This window comes from Methylobacterium sp. B1 (assembly GCF_000333255.1).
GTDB lineage: Bacteria > Pseudomonadota > Alphaproteobacteria > Rhizobiales > Beijerinckiaceae > Methylobacterium > Methylobacterium fujisawaense.
The window spans coordinates 1-17,743 of sequence record NZ_BACT01000804.1 but is presented as its reverse complement, the minus strand read 5'-3'; the positions used below and the strand labels follow the sequence as shown (position 1 = coordinate 17,743).

The 17,743-nt window shown below is 70.3% G+C and carries 19 protein-coding genes and 1 pseudogene; 6 read left to right on the top strand and 14 right to left on the bottom strand.

The genetic code is table 11. From position 1 onward, the window contains the following. Both I53_RS23230 and I53_RS35400 read left to right on the top strand, forming a co-directional pair. Positions 1 to 1,249 (top strand): TonB-dependent receptor plug domain-containing protein (locus tag I53_RS23230; RefSeq protein ID WP_251982418.1); only part of this gene is annotated, 1,249 nt, incomplete at its 5' end. Further along, on the top strand, positions 1,138 to 1,869 hold the full coding sequence (locus I53_RS35400) for a TonB-dependent receptor domain-containing protein (protein ID WP_251982417.1): 732 nt from the start codon (positions 1,138 to 1,140) through the stop codon (positions 1,867 to 1,869). The genes I53_RS23230 and I53_RS35400, both read left to right, overlap by 112 nt. 6 nt (positions 1,870 to 1,875) lie before the next feature. On the opposite strand, the gene I53_RS23225 is transcribed toward I53_RS35400, so the two are convergent. The 3 genes from I53_RS23225 to I53_RS34225 all read right to left on the bottom strand — a co-directional run bounded on the left by I53_RS23225 (position 1,876) and on the right by I53_RS34225 (position 4,146). Then, positions 1,876 to 2,808, bottom strand: a complete 933-nt coding sequence (locus tag I53_RS23225; RefSeq protein ID WP_043355178.1) for a glycosyltransferase family 2 protein — start codon at positions 2,806 to 2,808, stop codon at positions 1,876 to 1,878. 4 nt (positions 2,809 to 2,812) lie between these two features. Next, complete coding sequence (locus I53_RS23220) at positions 2,813 to 3,847, bottom strand: glycosyltransferase family 2 protein (RefSeq protein WP_051045017.1); 1,035 nt, start codon at positions 3,845 to 3,847, stop codon at positions 2,813 to 2,815. Positions 3,848 to 3,990: 143 nt separating this feature from the next. Continuing rightward, positions 3,991 to 4,146: a hypothetical protein gene (locus tag I53_RS34225; protein WP_158713266.1), complete on the bottom strand. Its 156-nt coding sequence runs from the start codon at positions 4,144 to 4,146 to the stop codon at positions 3,991 to 3,993. Positions 4,147 to 4,389: 243 nt separating this feature from the next. Between I53_RS34225 and I53_RS23215 the strand changes: the two genes are divergently transcribed. After that, positions 4,390 to 4,611 carry a hypothetical protein gene (locus I53_RS23215; protein WP_043355176.1) on the top strand — a complete coding sequence of 74 codons (222 nt, stop codon included), beginning with the start codon at positions 4,390 to 4,392 and terminating at the stop codon, positions 4,609 to 4,611. 59 nt (positions 4,612 to 4,670) lie between these two features. Here the strand turns inward: I53_RS23215 and I53_RS23210 are convergent, their stop codons facing one another. Together I53_RS23210 and I53_RS34220 are read right to left on the bottom strand one after the other, a co-directional pair. Further along, a complete protein-coding gene (locus I53_RS23210; protein ID WP_043355174.1) occupies positions 4,671 to 5,747 on the bottom strand; it encodes an acyltransferase in 1,077 nt (358 codons plus the stop codon). Between the two features lie 177 nt (positions 5,748 to 5,924). Further along, entirely contained in the window at positions 5,925 to 6,077 is a 153-nt protein-coding gene (locus tag I53_RS34220) for a hypothetical protein (protein WP_164706357.1), read from the bottom strand. A 211-nt stretch (positions 6,078 to 6,288) separates the two neighbouring features. Between I53_RS34220 and I53_RS23205 the strand changes: the two genes are divergently transcribed. Together I53_RS23205 and I53_RS23200 are read left to right on the top strand one after the other, a co-directional pair. Next, complete coding sequence (locus I53_RS23205; RefSeq protein ID WP_051045014.1) at positions 6,289 to 7,026, top strand: sugar transferase; 738 nt, start codon at positions 6,289 to 6,291, stop codon at positions 7,024 to 7,026. Between the two features lie 54 nt (positions 7,027 to 7,080). Continuing rightward, positions 7,081 to 7,311, top strand: a complete 231-nt coding sequence (locus tag I53_RS23200) for a hypothetical protein (protein WP_043355172.1) — start codon at positions 7,081 to 7,083, stop codon at positions 7,309 to 7,311. Between the two features lie 243 nt (positions 7,312 to 7,554). On the opposite strand, the gene I53_RS23195 is transcribed toward I53_RS23200, so the two are convergent. Further along, positions 7,555 to 8,388, bottom strand: coding sequence for a family 16 glycosylhydrolase (locus I53_RS23195; RefSeq protein ID WP_043355170.1), 834 nt, complete (start codon positions 8,386 to 8,388; stop codon positions 7,555 to 7,557). Between the two features lie 202 nt (positions 8,389 to 8,590). Here I53_RS23195 and I53_RS23190 point away from each other — a divergent pair, with 202 nt between their 5' ends. Beyond that, the gene (locus I53_RS23190; RefSeq protein WP_043355168.1) at positions 8,591 to 9,616 is read left to right on the top strand and encodes a glycosyltransferase; all 1,026 of its coding nucleotides are present in this window, start codon (positions 8,591 to 8,593) and stop codon (positions 9,614 to 9,616) included. A 31-nt stretch (positions 9,617 to 9,647) separates the two neighbouring features. Here I53_RS23190 and I53_RS23185 read toward each other — a convergent pair whose 3' ends face one another. The 8 genes and pseudogenes from I53_RS23185 to I53_RS23150 all read right to left on the bottom strand — a co-directional run. Beyond that, entirely contained in the window at positions 9,648 to 9,956 is a 309-nt protein-coding gene (locus I53_RS23185; protein WP_043355166.1) for a hypothetical protein, read from the bottom strand. A 183-nt stretch (positions 9,957 to 10,139) separates the two neighbouring features. Then, entirely contained in the window at positions 10,140 to 10,445 is a 306-nt protein-coding gene (locus I53_RS23180; RefSeq protein ID WP_085987698.1) for a hypothetical protein, read from the bottom strand. Positions 10,446 to 10,901: 456 nt separating this feature from the next. Further along, positions 10,902 to 11,144 carry a hypothetical protein gene (locus I53_RS23175; protein ID WP_043355164.1) on the bottom strand — a complete coding sequence of 81 codons (243 nt, stop codon included), beginning with the start codon at positions 11,142 to 11,144 and terminating at the stop codon, positions 10,902 to 10,904. 97 nt (positions 11,145 to 11,241) lie between these two features. Then, on the bottom strand, positions 11,242 to 11,463 hold the full coding sequence (locus I53_RS23170) for a hypothetical protein (protein ID WP_043355162.1): 222 nt from the start codon (positions 11,461 to 11,463) through the stop codon (positions 11,242 to 11,244). An 838-nt stretch (positions 11,464 to 12,301) separates the two neighbouring features. Beyond that, positions 12,302 to 13,129 (bottom strand): response regulator transcription factor, encoded by an 828-nt coding sequence (locus I53_RS23165; RefSeq protein WP_043355160.1) that lies wholly within the window; start codon positions 13,127 to 13,129, stop codon positions 12,302 to 12,304. A gap of 695 nt (positions 13,130 to 13,824) precedes the next feature. Continuing rightward, positions 13,825 to 15,060: a glucosyl transferase gene (locus I53_RS23160; RefSeq protein WP_043355158.1), complete on the bottom strand. Its 1,236-nt coding sequence runs from the start codon at positions 15,058 to 15,060 to the stop codon at positions 13,825 to 13,827. After that, positions 15,057 to 17,414, bottom strand: coding sequence for a polysaccharide biosynthesis tyrosine autokinase (locus I53_RS23155; RefSeq protein WP_043355156.1), 2,358 nt, complete (start codon positions 17,412 to 17,414; stop codon positions 15,057 to 15,059). The genes I53_RS23160 and I53_RS23155 overlap by 4 nt, the downstream gene beginning before the upstream one ends. Before the next feature lie 92 nt (positions 17,415 to 17,506). Next, a pseudogene (locus I53_RS23150) lies at positions 17,507 to 17,743 on the bottom strand (sugar transporter); the annotation flags it as partial.

Below are 17,743 nucleotides of genomic sequence, written 5' to 3'. Positions count from 1 at the left end.
GGAGAACCGGACCGATCCCGCGCAGGCGATCAACATCCGCGGCCTGCAGGATTTCGGCCGGGTCAACGTCCTGGTCGACGGCGCGCGGCAGGACTTCCAGGTCTCGGGCCACGGCGCCAACGGCGTGTTCTACCTGGATCCCGAACTCGTCGGCGGCGTCGACATCACCCGCGGGCCCACGGCGACGATCTACGGCTCGGGCGCCATCGGGGGCGTCGCGGCGTTCCGCACCCGGTCGATCGACGACATCCTGGCCCCCGACGAGACCGCCGGCTTCGTGCAGAAGCAGGGCTTCGGCACGAACGGCCAGCGCTTCGTGAACAGCTCGGCGCTCGGCGCCCGCATCGGCACCGCCGCGGACCTGTTCGGGCAGTTCGTCTTCCGCGACACCGCGCCCTATCGCGACGGCGCCGGCCTGCCGGTGCCCGATACCGGCAGCGACCTGAATGCGGGCCTCGCCAAGCTCACCCTGCGGCCCGCGGACGGACACGCGATCCACGCCACCGCGCTCCTCCAGCGCTTCGACTTCGTCAATGGCGGCGACACCGGCGGCGGGGCTCGCTTCGCCAACGCCGTGCAGGCCGACACCTACACCGTCGGCTACCGCTTCGCCCGGCCGGACGTGCCGCTCGTCGATCTCAGCCTCGACAGCTACGCGACCACGACGCACGACGCCCTGACTTTCCTCCAGGACTCGCCGCGGGGCGTTTACAGCCGGCTCGGCACCCGGGCCGGCGACCGTCTGACCTACGACATCGCGACGATGGGCTTCGACGCCCACAACACCGCCCGGTTCGAGACCGGTCCGGTCGCGCACGCGCTCACGCTCGGCGGCGACGGCGTGGCGAATCGCGTCCGGACCACCGACCGGGCCGGCGGCTTCGGGGCGGCCTTCACGCCGTCGGGGCGGCGGGACCTGGCCGGCGCCTTCCTGCAGGGACGAGATCCAGCCGCGCCGTGGCTGCGGATCGTCGGCGCGCTCGGGCGCGACAGCTACCGGCTCGACGGCGGGGCCTATCGCGCGGGCGGCGCGCGGGTCTCGCCGAAGATCACGATCGGCGTTGCGCCGCTGGGCGGCTCGAACTCTACGGCACCTATGCCGAGGGCTATCGCGCCCCCACCGTCACCGAGACGCTGGTGCAGGGCCTCCACCCGTTCCCGGCCTTCACGATCCTGCCGAATCCGGCCCTGCGGCCGGAGGTGGCCCGCACCGTCGAGGGCGGCGTCAACCTGCGCGCCGACGCCGTGATGGGGCCGGAGGATTCCCTGCGCGCCAAGCTCGCCGTGTTCGACACCGCGGTCGACGCCTTCATCGACATGCAGGCGGTCGGACCGACCTACTTCGTCCCGGCGATCCCCGGCATCCCGGCCTCGGCCTGCTCCGGCCGGCCCGGGCGCTTCCCCTGCGTGATCCCAGTGCGCTCCTACCAGTACCGCAACATCGCCCGGGCCGACCTGTCGGGCGTGGAACTGGAGGGCACCTACGATTGGGGCCGGGGCTTCGTGTCGCTCGCCGCCACCCATATCGACGGTCGCGACCGCGCCACCCGCGAGAGCCTGCTCACGGTGCCGCCGGACCGGATCGGCACGACGTTGGGCCTGCGCTTCCTCGCCGACCGGCTCATCGTCGGGACGCGCCTGACCCTGGTGGATGCGCGCACCGACCTCCCGGCGGGCTCCCGGAACCGGGCCACCAAGGCCTACGGGCTGGTGGACCTCTTCGCCACCTATGCGGTCACCGACCGGGTCACGGCGGATGTCGTCGTCCAGAACGCCCTCGACCGGCGCTACCGCCAGTACCGCGACGCCCTGGCAAGCCCGGGCCTCGTGGCCAAGGCGGCGCTCAGCATCGCGTTCGCGACCCGCTAGGAGACGCTACCGGTAGCGCGACGGGTGATATTCCCGGTAGCTCAGGCCGATGACCGCTGCGAGCAGGCCGGCCCCCCGGCACAGCGTGTAGCCGCCGCCGATCAGGGTCTCCGGCCTGAGGGACAGGCCGGCGATCCCGAGCCGCAGCAGGCCACCGCCGAGGCGCGCGAGGCCGCGGCCCGCATTGGCGAGGCGGCCGGTCACCGTCTCCGGGCGGAGCCGGCCGAGATAGGCCTCGACGTTGCCGCTGCGGTACCAGCGGGCCAGCAGCCAGCGCACCCGCATCCGGTGCGTCGGGATGCTGTCGTAGACCAAAGCCGTCTCGGCCCAGGCGATCCGGTGCCCGGCCTGCAGCAAGGACCGGAAGAAGAAGGTGTCCTCGCCGCCCAGGGTGTTGAAGCGCATGTCGAAGGACAGGCCCAGCGCCCGGATCACCCGCAGGTCCAGGAGCGCGTTGGCGGTGTAGCCGTCCTGCACGAAGCCGTCGCGGACCGGCAGGCGCTTGGCGAAGAAGCCCCCCGCCGCCGCCCAGGTGGGCGGCACCCGGTCGAAGAACGGCACGACCGGCCCGATGCAGGCCGCGGCCCCCGTTCCGAGGGCGGTCTCGAGCAGGTTGTGGAGCCAGTCCCGGTCGGGGAACTCGTCGTCGTCGATCAGCGCGACCCAGTCCGCGCCGGCCGCGGAGGCCTCCGCGAGGCTCCGGTTGCGGACCGCGGCGAGGCCGCGGGTCTCCTCCCGGGCATAGGTGACCGGGAAACGGCCGGTCGCCCGATAGGCCTCCACCACCGGCACGGCGGCGCGGCTGCGCCCGTTGTCGATGATCAGGATGCGCAGGGCGGTCTCGGCGAGGTTGCCGAGCCGCTGCTGGTCCAGCGCCTTGAGAAGGCGCGCGAGCCCGACGGGCCGCTCGCAGGTGCAGATACAGATGCACAGGCGCATCGTCTCACCTCTGTCCGATCGGGAGGGCGTGTAGCCTCGGCCGCAGGCGCTTGCCCGCCGCTTCCAGCAGCGTCGCGGCCAGGGATTGCCACATCCGGGGATGCCGGAGCGCCAGGGCGGCGCCCTGGATCCACCGGCCGGCCTGGGCGGCCTCGATGACCTGGGCCATCATGCGCATCATCGCGAGGCCGTCGCGGTAGGCGCGGCTGCCGTGGCGGATCTCAGCGGACCGCGCCCGGGCCTCCGCGAGGCGGCCGTGCTCCGCCCGGACCGCGAAGGCCGCCTCCAAGCGCGCGATGTCGGCTTGGCGCAGCCGGTGGGACAGGGAGGTCGGGCCGCGCCGATAGCCGTAGCCCGCGTCGCTGGTGACCACGAACCGCGCGCCCGCCGCGAGGGCCTCGAGGCACAGCAGGAAGTCCTCGCCGATCCGGACGCCTTCGTCGTACCGGATCTTGTGCCGGTTGAGGGTCTCGGCCCGGATCATGGGCTTGAGGTAGCCGAGCTTGGTCCCGGGCCTGAGAAGTTGATTGCAGGCGATGTACTTGGCGAGATCGATCTCGAACAGGTACGGCTCCCGGCCGCCCTCCATCATGCCCGGTCCCCGGGGATCGAACACGTCCGTGAACGGGATCGGGTTGTCGGCGACGATGTCGGCATCCGCCGCCAGGGCAAGGTCGAGCAGCGACCGGGAGCGATTTGGCAGGATCAGGTCGTCGGCGTCGAGGATCGCGATCCAGCGGCCCCGGGCGGCGTCCAGGGCCGCGTTCCGGGCGCTCGACGGGCCCCGGGGCGATCCCGGCCCGGCCCCGGCGAGGGGGATCACGCGGACGCGCCGATCGGCCTCCGCCAAGCGCGCCAGCACGGTCCCGGTCCCGTCCCGCGAGCCGTCATCGACCGCCACGACCTCCACGGCGACGCCGGTCTGGGCGAGGGCGGAGCGAACGGCCATCTCGATCCAGGGCGCCGCATCGTGCGCGGCCATGATGAACGAGACGTCCACGGACGTGCCCCGGGCATCGGACAAGAGTTGATCCGCCATCGCGTTTCCTGGCCCGACGGGCGCGGCCTCCCGGGCCGCCCTCGACATGAGCCCGAAGTGATCGGCGCGCACGACGCTCAAAGGGCGTAGGGCCGCCGGCAGCCCTTCCTCTTGCGGCGGATGGCTCCGGTGGCGGAGGGCGCTCAGCGTGACCCGGGCTTCGATTCGCCGCCGGGACGCGGCTCCTGCGGGGTGAGGCCCTGCGTCAGGATCGACCGGACATGGGCGCGCAATTTCTGCTTTCGCTCCGCCGAGGCGGGAGAATCCTTCTTGAGGCTCGAATCGCCGGAGGCTGTCATGTCGAACGCCGCTGAGGCCCGTCACCGCGCGTCGCCATGGCCGACGCGGCCGGAAGGGTGATCGGCGATACCTATAATGGATTATTTGGATGGAATCTCGACATTATTGCAACGCGACTGGCGAAAACAGTTTTGGTGTTTGTTAAGGTTTATGTCTCCTACTGAGCATTGTCGGGCACGGGCGAACTACGTAGGTAGTATCCGAGGGGGCCCTCCCGAGGGCAGCATTCAGGGAGGAGATGGGTGCCCAGTCGCTTCTATTTCGATATCGAGAACGGCAAGGAAACGATCCGCGACGCGCAGGGCGTGGAAGCCGAAGACCTGGCCGAGGCGCTGGCGGAGGCCCGCAGCGTGATCGACGAAGTGGCAGGCGATCTGGGTGCCGCAGGCTCGGACGGCAGGTGGACGCTCGTCGTGCGCGACGCCACCGGTGCCGAGGTCGGCCGGTTGCCGATCAAGAGCTAGACGGGGCCCGCCCGCGGGCATCCGCAAACCGGCCCGGCCGCTGCCGCCGCGGGACGCGGCTACGGGCCGATCAGCGCAGACGAGCCGACCCGCCGGGGTGGCGCCCGCAGGAGCCGGCGGGCCGGCGCCTCGAGGAGCCGCCACGACAATTCCGCCAGCAACAGCGTCAGGATCAGGTCAAGCGCCATCGAGACCGGGCGCGGGCCGGCGACGTCGAGGCCGATTGGCGCGAGCACCCGTTCCGCGTGGAGCGGAACGTGGAACAGGTAGGCGGCGTAGCTGATCACGCCGATCCGGCGCAGCCACGGGATCTCCAGCAGGGCGACCGCGCGGCCGTCCCGCACCTGAACCACCTGCAGCAGGAGCAGCGCCGCCAGGACGCCGCTGAGGCGGCCGAGGATCAGCCACCAGCCGGTCGGCGCGACCACGAGCGGCAGGGTCAGGAACAGGATCGCCACGCCGGCCAGGGCGGCGTCGTGGGCGAGCCAGGCCGGAAGCGGCTTGGTGCGCAGACCGGCGAGGCCGCCCAGCGCGATCAGCCCGAGATTGGCCAGCGTATCGACATCGAAGCGCGTCGGCCCGGCGCCCGACAGCCACAGGGCGCCGTGCGTCACGACGCTGACCCCGATCAGGATCCCGCACAGCGTGCCGAGGTGCCGCCGCGGCAGGAACAGCGCCGCCGGCGCGAACAGCAGGTAGAATTGCTGCTCGACGGCGAGGCTCCAGAGGTGGCCGAGTTCGGTCCCCCAGCCGTTCTGCGCGATGTAGACGTTCGTGACGTAGAACCACGTCGCGCCCTTGAACGCGGCGGTGCCGAGACTGGACGGGTCGCCGGGCCGGACCGTGTAGAGCACGAACAGGAAGACGTAGTAGACCGGCACGATGCGGGCGATCCGGTTCCGGTAGAACAGTCCGAGGCTGCCGAGCGGCGTCGCCGTGCCGGCCTCCACCGCCGCGCGGGCGGCGTCGAGGATGCGGACGATCAGGAAGCCGCTCAGGACGAAGAACAGCCACACCCCGGCTGTGCCGACGGCTTCGGTCCTCGGGCTCGACGCCTTGTGGCTGATGAAGACCATCAGGAACGCCACGGCCCGGAGGCCGTCGAACCCGATGATGCGGCGCTCTGGAGGGGCCACGGCGCGCCTCGTCCGGTGATCGTCCGCGCCGCGCCGGGGCAGACCTGAGTGCCGATCTCGCCCGTGCGGCTTCGTTCGCGTCCGGGAGGGCCGGACACGCCGCCATAGACCGGGCTGAGAGCCGGAGGTCCCTACCTCGATCGGGGGAGCGGGGCTCCCCGAAAGCGGTCTTGCCGCTCAGCGGCGCCGGGCGAGGAGGGCGACGAGGCCGACGGAAACGGCCGCCGCAGCCTGGGCGGCCAGCAGCGCGACCAGGATCCCCTTCGGCAGGACCAGTGTGAAGCCGATCGCTCCTCCTATCAGCGCAGCGAAGACCAGCACGACCAGCAACGATTTACCTCCATTGATGGATCGGCGGCCGTCTTGTTGCCGAACCTCTCGCCGGCCCAGAGTCGGCGCAAGGGTTCCGCCTGCGATCGACGCCCCTTCGGACCGGCTGACAGCCGTCGAAGCCGGCTGCGGCGACGCGGGCCGGACCGGCCGGGCGCGCACGCCGCTCCGCAGGTTCGGACCCCGTCTCGCTTCGAGTCAAGGAGCCGACATGTTGCGCCCGGCCGGGACCCCGACGCCGATCGAGTCGTCGACGCCGCAGGATGTGGTCGAGACGATCAACGAGGCCTTGGTCAAGACGTTGCCGGCGACGGTGCAGGCCGGCCCGGGCCTCAGGGCGAGCTGGGTGACGAAGCGCATCCTCGACGCCACCATCGCCCTGACGGCCCTGCTCCTGCTGCTGCCGCTCCTGCTGTTCATCGCCCTGCTGATCTGGGGGAGCGACGGCCGGTCGCCGATCTTCCGCCACAAGCGCCTCGGCCGGTACGGGCGCCCCTTCGGCTGCCTGAAGTTCCGGTCCATGGTGCCGGACAGCGACACGGTTCTGACGCGGCACTTCGCCGAGCATCCCGAGGCCCGGGCCGAGTGGGAGGCGTCCTACAAGCTCACGCACGACCCCCGCGTGACGGCGCTGGGCCAGGTCCTGCGCAAGACCTCCCTCGACGAGCTGCCGCAGCTCTGGAACGTGCTGTGCGGAGAGATGAGCCTCGTCGGTCCGCGGCCGATCGTGCAGGCGGAGGTCGTCCGCTACGGCGCCGACTTCATCACCTGCTTCTCGGTTCCGCCGGGGCTGACCGGCCTGTGGCAGGTCTCCGGGCGCAGCGACACGGGCTACGCCGAGCGCGTCGCCCTGGATTGCGCCTATGCCAGCCAGTGGAGCCTCGCCCGCGACCTCGGCATCCTGCTCAAGACGGTGCCGGCCGTGTTGAGCCAGCGCGGCAGCCGCTAGGGCCATGGCCTGGCGGCCGCGTCCCAATCGCCGCGCACACCGTGGAATGCGCCGATGAAGGGCATGATGCTCAACGCCCTGCTGGGCGTGATGCTCGGACGCTTCGGTTCGGTCTGGCGGCTGCTGGTCTTCGTTCCGATCGTGGCGGCGGAGGTCGGCTACGGCCTCTGCGTCTACAACCTGAGCGCAGGTGCGTGTCTGCGCCGCGGTACGGCGCTGCTGATCTGCGGCCAGCTGGCCTTTCTGCTCGGCGCGCTGCTGCGGCCCATCGCCAATCAGCGGTGACGCCCCCGGGGCCGGCCCGGGCCGCCGCGGCGACGCGGGCACGTCAGGCCGCATCGTCCTCGGCGGTGGGTGCCTCGATGCAGAGTCGCCAGAACTCCACGAATCCGGCGGCGTAGGCGGCGATGACGAGGCTCGACCAATGCATCGCGCAGCTCCGGGCACATTCGCGGGCTGAGCCTGATGCGGAGACGTTAAGATTCCGCCCCGTCCGGTGTCCGGGGCGCGGCCGACCGACGGGGGCCGCTACCGGCAGACGATCGATTCCTTGAAGCCGCACGGATCGCCCATCCGGGTGAACGCCACCCGCTCGAACAGCGCGGTGACCGGCCGTCCCGGATAGACCGTCGGTCCGAGCCAGGACGCGAAATCCTGGCCCTGTCCCGACCAGACGCTGAGCATGATCTTGCCCGGATGCGACGGGAGCGGTCGGTCGGGCGCGGCGCGCACCTCGCGCAGCAGGCGTCCGTTGACGTACCAGCGCAGGCGGTCGGGCAGCCACTCGAGGGCGTAGTCGGCGGTGGCGGTCGCGGCATCGAATCCGAGCGGGTCGAAGCTGTCGTGGCCGCCGACGCCGCCGACGAAGTAGTTGAGCTGGACCTTGCCGGTGTCCTTGCCGAGGAACTCGAAGTCGATCTCGTCGTTCGTGCGCCGGTCGCCGTTCTCGGGGCCGTTGTAGGTGAAGAACGCCGAGACCATGCCGGACCCGGCGCCGGGCCGCATCCGGACCTCGTAGGTGCCGTAGCCGTAGCGCTCGTGGGTCTGGATCTCGGCGCAGCTGAACGGGCGCTCCTTGTAGGCGATGTTCGCCAGGGCCAGCGTCAGTTCGCCGGGCTTGGCGATCCGGACGCGCTGCTTCGACCACATGCAGCCCTGCCAGTCGCCGTTGGCCCAGCCGTCCGAGATGTACCAGCGGCGGTCGCTCAAGGTGTTGAAGGTCTCGACGAAGGATCCGCCGCCCTGTTCGGCCGGGGCGCCGGCCGGCGGAGCGGCGGTCTCGCCGGCGCTGCCGGGATGGGCCTGCAGGAGGAGCGTCGCCGCCACGCAGAGGCGGCGGACCGGGCCGGACCAGATCGTCATGCGCGCGTCCTTATCTTCGCCGCCCGATCGCGGCGGTGCGGATCGTAGCGACGGGGGCGCCGCGGACCGGTGATCATTCGGACGATCCGGGCCGGGGCGCTCCCTCTCCTTTCGGACGATCTCGCGCCCCGCGGCGGAGCCATCCTACCGTGCGGCGGACCGGCCGCGGCGCGGACCGGCCCGTGAGTCGCGGAGTCGTCCGGTGCACAGATTACAGGCCCCGTCCCCCGTCCCGGAGGTCTGCGTCATCATCGCGGCCCGGGACGCCGCGGACACGATCGCGACCGCCATCGCCTCGGCGCTCCGGCAGCCGGAGGTCGCGGAGGTCATCGTGGTGGACGATGCCTCCGCGGACCGGACCGGCGCGGCCGCCGCGGCGGCCGACGATGGTTCGGGCCGCCTGAAGCTGATCCGGCTGTCCGTCAATGTCGGACCCGCGGCCGCCCGCAACCGGGCCATCGCGGCCGCGACCGCCCCGCTGCTCTGCATCCTCGACGCCGACGACCACTTCGTCGACGGCCGGCTCGGCCGGCTCCTGTCCGCGCCCCGGACCTGGGACCTGATCGCCGACGACATCATCATGGTCCGCGGCCGCGAGGCGGGCTCCGCCGCCGGCCTCGTGACCGGGCCCGGGCGGCCGCAGCGGCTCACCCTCGCGACCTTCGTGGCCGGCAACATCCCCCGTCCCGGCGCGTACCGGCGCGAACTCGGCTTCCTGAAGCCGGTCATGCGGCGGGGATTCCTGGAGCGGCAGGGGCTGCGCTACGACGTGCGCCTGCGCCTCGGGGAGGATTACGCCCTCTACGTGGAGGCGCTGGCGGCCGGGGCGGTGTTCGCCGTGACGGCGCCCTGTGGTATTGTAGCGGTCGAACGGGCGAACTCGCTGAGCGCCCAGCACCGGACGGACGATCTCGCGGCGATCCTGGCCTTCGACGACGCCATGCTGGACCGGCCGGGTCTCACCCCGGATGCCCGGGCGGCGCTCCGGGCTCACCGGACCGCGACGGCCAAGCGCTGGCAACACCGGCGCGTTCTCGACCGGCGACGCGCCCAGGGCTACGCGGCGGCCGTGAGGGAACTGCTCGGCACGCCCATGGCGTGGCGGCACATCCTGTCGGTGACTCTGGCGGCCAAGCTCGCGCGCCTGATGCCCGCGGCTGCGCCGGACCGGGAGATCCGGCCGCGCCTGCTCCTCGGGCCCGAGCGCCGCCTCGAGCCCGTGCGCTGATCCCAGGCTCCGGCCGAGCCTGCCTGGCGGATCAGCGGTCGCGCTCCGCCTTGCGGGTGCGGACGGCCGCCACGTCGGAGCAGACGTCGTCCAGCGCGCAGCGGACCCGTTCGAGGGCGGTCGAGAACGCCGCGTCCAGATTCGGATCGACGGCGTCCCGCTTCGTGCCCTGGTGGAAGCTGTCCAGCAGGTAGGGCATCATCTTGCCATGGAGCGCCACGTAGGCACCGGGGCTGGACAGCTCGTAGACCACCGCAAGAGCGTGATAGGCCCGGATCAGGACCTCGAGCGCGACATCCGCACTGCGCGCGCCTCGATCACAATCATCGCTGCATATCATCGTGATTGATATTCTATTGCTGCCCTTTTCTCCGGGTAACATGCTCAATTATATCTGTCGATATTGAGGCCAATTGCACTTTTCGACAAGGCGTGCCGCACGGCGATTTAGCGGAGGCCCATGGCTCGACTGCAACAGTCTCGGAACGGACAAGCTCAGCGCAAGCCTATCTCAAGACGATACCTAGCTGCGCATAGGTCGTGTCGGCCGGATCATCGTGGCAATCTTGTTTTCAACCTCAACGAGGACGCTGTTCACAAGTTGAACGGCGTCGTCGACTGTCCCGGTTGTCAGGCTTCCGTTGCGGCTTGTTTCTTGAATGATGCGGAAATTATCTTCGACGAACGTGCGGATCTTCTGCTGAACATCGCCGAACTCGCCAGGATGAGCCGTCTCATAGAGCAGAGCGAGGGCCAAATAGGCGCGCCCGACCATGTCCAGCGCCAGGGTTGTGCTGATATCCGAATTTTCCGCTTCTGGCGCCGGCACGACGACTGAATTTCCTGTCGCAAGCTGAGCTGCTACTCTATCACACTCTCAATTCGACGCCAGCCATGTCGAATTTTTTCAATGGGATGGCGCCTTTCACGCATCCCGTTCGGACCGCGACCGTCCCGGAACCGCTTTCCGGCGGAGCTGGCCCGCGGGGGGACTGTCCAGGACACGGCGTGCCGCTTCGGCCGGATCGGGCGCGAGGCGGGCGACCGCACGTGGAGAGCCCGCATCTGCCGGCGCCGAGCGGCACGGTCGCCGCATGGCCGGATCGGCGGATCGGCCGCCCCGGGGGCATCGGTCAGGGTGGGGCCCGTCGCATGACGGGACAGGCGCCGGCCGTTAAGGCGCGGCGAGCAATCGGCGCCGGTGCGGGCGTGGGGGCCTGTGCCCGGGACGCCCTGTCTCGAGGGGAGCGGAACCGGGCGTGCCGCGTCGCTCCGGGCGGAACCGTCAGCGGGTCGCGCTGCCCTGACGCCGGACGCGGTCGCGGCTCGGGAGCGGCGCGAGACCGTGCTCGACCCGCAGCTTGAGTCCGAGGATCCGGTTGTGCCGCGCCATGGCGCGAAGCGATTCGGCCGTCTCGATATCGCCGCGCAACTGCAGGGCGTCGGCGGCCAGCGCCATCTGGGCGGCCATGGCATCAGCCTGCAGGGCGGCGCGCGGGTCGGTCGAGGAGAGGGGCATTCCGGCCATGGCTGCCACGGTGCGAGGGCTGGCCCGATCCTCAAGACGATCCGTTAACGATATCTTAACAGGCGCGCCTCGGAGGCGGCGGGTGCGGCCAGTGCCGTCACTTCCGGATGGGCAACCGGCCGACCAGCCAGCCGGCCTCGTTGCGCACGAGCAGGGTCCAGAGCGGTTCCCGGCCGCCTCCGGTGATCTCCTCGGCCATCTCGGCGATCACGCTGCGGGCCTCGATCAGGGCTTCCTCGAGGCCCGCGGCCTCGACGCCGACCAGGTCGCGGATCGTCTCCTCGGCATTTGCGATCTCGAAGTAGAAACGCGCCGCCAACAGGATTCTCCTCGGTCGGAACTCTTTCGGGAGTTCTCTGCTATAGCCCGATGCGCGCATCTTAGCCGCGTGCGCCCTGAGATGAAGCGGTCAGAAAAGAGCAGCCGTCTTTGGCAATTCGGGTGATGCCTGTGCGCAATCTTCGCCGGATCGCCGAAGGATGGCTCGATCTAGGCCGAAGGGCGTAGCCGTCTGACACCCGCGATGTCCGGACGGTGATGTCGGGGCAGCACGGGTGCGGACCGAAGGACGGGGGATGTCGAGCCCTGCGCGGACGTGCCGGCGCCTCCCAGGCTCCCAGGCTCCCAGGCTCCCAGGCTCCCAGGCTCCCAGGCTCCCAGGCTGGGGCGGGGGGACGCGTCCGGCGCCGCGCTGCGGGGCGCCGCCAAGCGCGAGGCGGGCGTGGCCCTGAATGCGGGTGGCGGCGGTCGGCGGCCGGGTGCGCGATGCCTGGACGGGCAGCGGCCCGCCAGCGGCCGAAGCGGCCAGTTCCGGTGCGGCCCGGCGCCCGCATGCCCGACGGGGCGGGCGACACGCTGCGCGAACTGCCCGCGACGGAGCGGGGCGGCCGGCAGGGAAGCGATCTCGACTTCGCCCGCGATGGGGCCCGTCGCCGCGCGAGCCGGGATCTGCGCCGATGATCGCGCCCGCCGGGGCGGCGCGGGCGATCCGTCCGCTTCAGGAGCCCGATGCATCAAGCGGCGGCGAGGCTGACGAGGCCCCTCCCGGGCCGATCAAGCCGTCGACCGGAGAGGAGTCCGTGAAGCCCCGCTTGGCGCCGCCGGATCGCGGTCTCGCCGGGGTCACCCTGCGACCGCGGGAGGGGCGCCGGGAGCGATCAGGCCGCGGGGGCCTTCACGCTCGCCAGGCTCGAATCCTCCCGGAGGAAGTACTTGTTCGTCAGATAGGCGACTTCCGTCCGGTTCTTGGCCTTGAGCTTCTTCATGATATTGCGGACATGAACCTTCACGGTGCTCTCGCACATGTTCAGTTCATACGCGATGATCTTGTTCGGCGTGCCCTTCCGCAGCGCCCGCGCCACGCAGAGCTGCCGCGGCGAGAAGATCTCATCGTCGCCGGCCTCGACCGGCTCGTCCACCTTGATGTTGGCCAGCAGGGGCAGGAGGCACTCGGCCGGGATGTAGACGCCGCCGGCCTGCACGAGCTGGAGGGCCTGCAGGGCGATGTCGACGGAGGTCGTCGTCGGAATGTAGCCTTTGACCCCGAGCTTGATGATCCGCACGATCTGCTCGAGGTGCTCGCCGTCCGAGATGACCGCCACCGGCGGCGTGCCGGCCTCGCCCTGCAGGAAGGTCAGCTCCCGGGTGATCTCGGCCCACTCGGTCTCGGACAGATTGCCGTCCGGCCGACAGAGGACGACCACGCTCGCCGGAACGAAGGGCGTCTGACGCTTCCACGATTCGATGTCCGCGAAGACTTCGAACGAAGTCTCCCGGTCGGCCTCGCTGAGCGAGGCGGCGAGGCATCGGCCGACGAGCTGGCGTCGATCGATGATCACGATGCGGCTGGAGCGGCCCCGGGACTGGTCCCGTTGCTCGACGACGGCCGGGTTGTCACCGGCATGTGCACCCGAAAAGCCGCCGCGGCTCTCGGCCGTGTCCCGCTCAACGATGATGAGCGCGTCTCGAGTACCAAGACTGGCCATGAGAAATTACCTCCTTTCGAAGGAAGTCCATTGTCAGCGATGACGTGAGCACCCAATGAGCCCGCCGACGGCGTGACACTGAGATACGCGGTCGCTCCGGTCGTCTGGGGCGATGGCCGATGACCACGGATACAATGCTAACTTTCGTAAAATCGCCTGTAAATACCCTGTATGAAATTAACTGCCTAAATTTCTTCTCTAAATACAATCATCGCTCACTACGTACGTACAGGGTGATTTGTTTGATGGCCGGTTCTTGAACTGATCGAGATGTGCATTCGCAAGGTCTTTTGTCGTCGGGCAGCGATCGGTCTCAAGATCTTTGCGAATGTAGTCCATCGTTCATCGATTTTCTGAATGATCAAACTTTGCTTTGCTTGCCTCCGCTTATTGCTAAGGCGTTTGGCTTGGCTTTCGAACCGATTTCGCTGATCCGAATGCGCTTCAGGTATTCGATTGCAAGTATTCGCCCCAATGCGATCCGGTGTCAAATGATGAGGCTAAAATGCAACATATGTGGGTGTTTGTTGGGGCTGTTTTGAGTCGAGTACTGATTTCATGGGTACGCTGCGGTACCGAATGGCAGGGCATCCGGATCCGCGGCGCGGCTGGGCGTGCCGCCCCGCGCGGCGGGCGAATCAGCCCGCGCCTGCGCGCCGGAATTGCGATGCCCGGACTGCTCTGAAGAGGCCTGTTCAGTCCACCCGGACCAGGAGATCGCGCATGCCGCCGACATCGACGAACGTGGCGAGGTCGCAGGCGAGCAGGCGGGCGTGTCGCTGCGCGTAGACGGCGGGCGTCAGCGTCCGCAGGAACGCCGTCACGGAATCCGCGAGCGGCTCGGGGAAGGCCCAGCCGAGCCCTTCGGCGACCGCGTAGCGCCCGGTGGCGGTCGAGGCGCGCGCGAGCGTCAGCGCCCCGCACAGGCCGCCCTCGTAGAGCCGGTTCGGCAGCAGCCAGTCCGAATTCAGTCCATCGTCGAGGTAATCGACGGCCCAGCTGAAGTGGATCCCGCTGTAGATCTCGGGGAGATCGCGGGGATTGGCGTAAGGACCGCGGAACGCCATGTTCGCACGGCTGTCCAGGGTTTCGGCCAGCATGTGCGGGGCTATGTCCTCCTCGGAGAGACGCCCGGCCAGGACGATCCGCACCGAGTCGCCGAGGGCGTCGGCAATGGCGGCGAGAAGCGTCAGGCTCCTGCGGCAGCGCAGCGTCCCGAACCAGCCGATCACCCAGGGCGGCTCAGCCGCGCGGGTGCGATCGAGCCGGTCCGCCACCTCGCCGAGGCGATGGCCCATGACCTTGTTCTCCAGCAGATGCCACGCGCCGGTGAAGCCTTGGACGGGCCGGAAGTACCGGTCGATGAAGTCCGGTGCGCTCACGACGAGAAGGGCGCTGCGGCGGAGGAGCCAGCGCTCGACCGTGCGGGCGATCCGCCCCGGGGCGTCCGGCCGGACCATCAGCCGCTGGATGTCGAGCACCTCGTAGACGAGGCGCGCGCGGCTTCCGGCGAGGCGTGAAGAGGTCCAGGCCACGAGGGCCATGTCGAGGTTGCGCACGTAGATCACGTCCGCCGCGCGCAGGTCGGGCCCGCGGCGCAGGGCGCGGAGGATGCCGAGGGCGAGGCGCGGCAGCCGGCTTGCATAGTTCCGGTCGACGGTCCGGCCGAGCGGGACGGCGTCGTCCGCCTCCCGGGGCGTGGCTGCGCCGCCGGGTCGGGCCCGCTCGAAGGCGTAGACGATTACGGACCAGCCGGCTTCCCGGATGGCATCGACCCGCTTCCGGACCGTCGGCTCGGCCAGATCGTGGCCGAAGAAGGCGACCCGACGGCCGGGCGCGGTCTTCGGGTTCGCGACCGCCGGGGGCGCGGTGGCCGCGCCCGGCCCGAAGGCCGAGGTCCGGCCGATGCCCCGGCTGAGCGGGCCGGTCACAGAGCCGCCTGGGTTGCGTCGTGGGGCCGCCGCGGGGCCGTGGCCCAGCGCCGGAGCGCGCTCCTGAGGCCGCCCCGCCGGACCGTCGTCCCGTCGCTCGTCTTGTTGAGCACGATGCCCAGGACGGTGCTGCCGCTCGACTCGAGATCGTGGACGGCGGCGGCGACCTCGTCGATGCTCGTCCGCCCCGCCTCCACCACGATGATCAGGCCGTCGAGGCTGTCGAGGAGCGGCTGAAGCGTGGGCAATTCGTCCACCGGCGGCAGATCGACGACGACGCGGTCGAGGGTGGTGCGCTCGTCCCCGACGACCGACGCGACGCCTTCCGGGGTCATCAGGTCGCTGAAATGGGGGTCGTTCGGGTGGCGGTTCCCGCAGGCGAGCAGGCGGACTTCCCCGGGCTGGGGCCGGACCGCCTCCGTGGCGCAGCAGCGGCCGGCGAGCACATCGAGCAGGCCGCGCTGGTCCGTGGCCCGGTTGATCTGCGAGAGCGTCGCCCGCCTGACGTCCGCGTCGATCACCAGCACCCGCCCGGCGCTCGACCGGACGCGGGCGAGGAGCTGGCCGAAATTGCTCGCGAACAGGGTCTTGCCCGCGCCGGACCCCACCGAGGTGACGCCGATCGCGAAGACCGCACCGCGGCGATCGCTGCCCAGCACATGGGCCTTCAGGCTGTGCAGGCGCTCGACGAAGACCGATTGGGGCATGAACCGCACCGCGCTCGCCTTGAACGCTTCGACATTGGCCGGGCGCTGCGCCTCGCTGGCATGGGCCTGAGCCAGCGCCAGGGCGGCCCGGAAGCCCGGCTCGCGCCGCAGCTCGGGGAGAGCGGCGAGGCAGGTCAGGCCGTGGCCGGTGAGCTGCCGGGGCGAGCGGATCGTCCGGTCGAACCAGTGCCGCGCGAAGGCGCCGCTCACCCCGAACCCGGTGCCGACGAAGAGGCCGAGGAGCAGGATCAGGCTGCCGCGGGGCGCGCTCGGAGCCTCCGGCACGGTCGCCGGCGTGATCACGTGGGCGGAGGGCTGCGGATAGGATTGCTGGTTGACGGCGTCGATGTAGCGCTGGAGCAGGTTCGTGTAGATCTGGTCGTAGGTCTCGGCGGTGCGGTCGAGTTCTTTCGCCTTGACCCGGGCATTGCTCATGATCAGCGTCTTCGAGATCAGGGCGTCGAAGGCCGCCGTCATGCTGTCCTCGCGTGCCTTGGCGACCTCGTAATCGTGGTCCAGGGACATGGCGAGGCGCTCGAGTTCGGTGCGCAGCGACTGCTTGGCCGCCTGAATGTCCCGCTGGATCGCCTGGACCGCCTCGTGGTCGGGGCCGAGCCGGCGCTTCAGGTCGTCGGCGCGCTGCACGAGGTCGACATATTGCCGGCGCAGCTGGATGATCACGCTATCCTTGAAGGCCTCGGTGATCCCGGGATCGGCGATGTCCGAATCGAGGAGCCCGCGGATCTGGTCGCGCACCGCCCGGGCATCCATGGTCTTGGCGCGGGCCGCGGCCACGGCGGTGTTGAGCTCTTCCACCTGCTGCTCGCCCACGAGGCCGCGCTTGCCCAGGTCGATGATGGTGTGCTCGGCCTTGTAGGTCTGGGCCTCGCGCGAGGCCTGGCTGGCGCGCTGCTGGAGTTCCTTCAGCCGCGGCAGCATCCACTCGCCGGCGACCTTCCAGATCTGGGCCCGGTTTTCCAGCTCGGTGCTGACATAGGCCTCGGCCACCGCGTTCGCGACGGCGGCGGCGGTGGTCGGGTTGTCGGCGCTGTACCCGACCTCGATGACGTAGGCCGCGCCGATGCGGTTGGCCTCCACGTTCTCCCGGAGGGTCCGTGCCTGGCTCAGTTCCGGGCTCACGGGGGCAGTCTCCCGGACCGGCGGTTCGGTGCCGATCAATCGATGGGGGAGCGCCTTGAGGGCCTTCACGACCTCACGGATCTTCGCCACCAGCGGGTGCGAGGGCACCGCGAGGTCCTGCAGGGGGGGGAGGCCGAGCCGGCGCACGGCGGCCAGCGCGATCTTCTCCGAGCGTATGTACTCGACCTGGCTCTCCACCTCGGCGATCTCGAGCGGGGCCCCGGCATTGGGCGTGTCGCGGGCCGTCACCGGGCTGGTGCGGCTCTCGATGTAGATGCGCGTCCGGGCCGTGAAGATCGCGGGCGCGGTCGCGACGTAGAATCCGGCGCAGACCAGGCCGATGGTGGCGAAGACCAGGATCGACCGCCAGTTCTGCCGGGCAATCGTCAGGATGGAGACCTGCGCCTCCGTCTCGGACGAGAACGGCAGGCTGCGCCAGGGGCCCGTCCCACCGGCGCGGGCCGCACCGATCGGCAGGAAGGACGCGCTGGTCGAGTGTCGGTTCATGGCTCTCTCCTCACCGCGGCGGACACCGCCTCGGAGCGCTCTCTGTCAAAGGGGGTGTCGGCTCGGCCCATGGGGTGCCGAACCGGGGGGCGTCAGTTCTGGCCGGCTCCGTCACCGATGCCCCGCAGGGTGGGATCCGGCTTGAGCGCGACCTCCAGGACGTCGCCCGGCTGAAGCTCCATGTCCTCGGCGGCGTCGAGCTGGGTCCGGGACGTGCTGCCCTGGCGGAAGACCGAGATCGCGGCCTGCGCCCGGCTTCCGGATAGGAGCTGGGCCCGCAGGGCGCCGGTGTAGACGAGCTTGTCGTTGATGCTGTCAGCTCGAGCGAA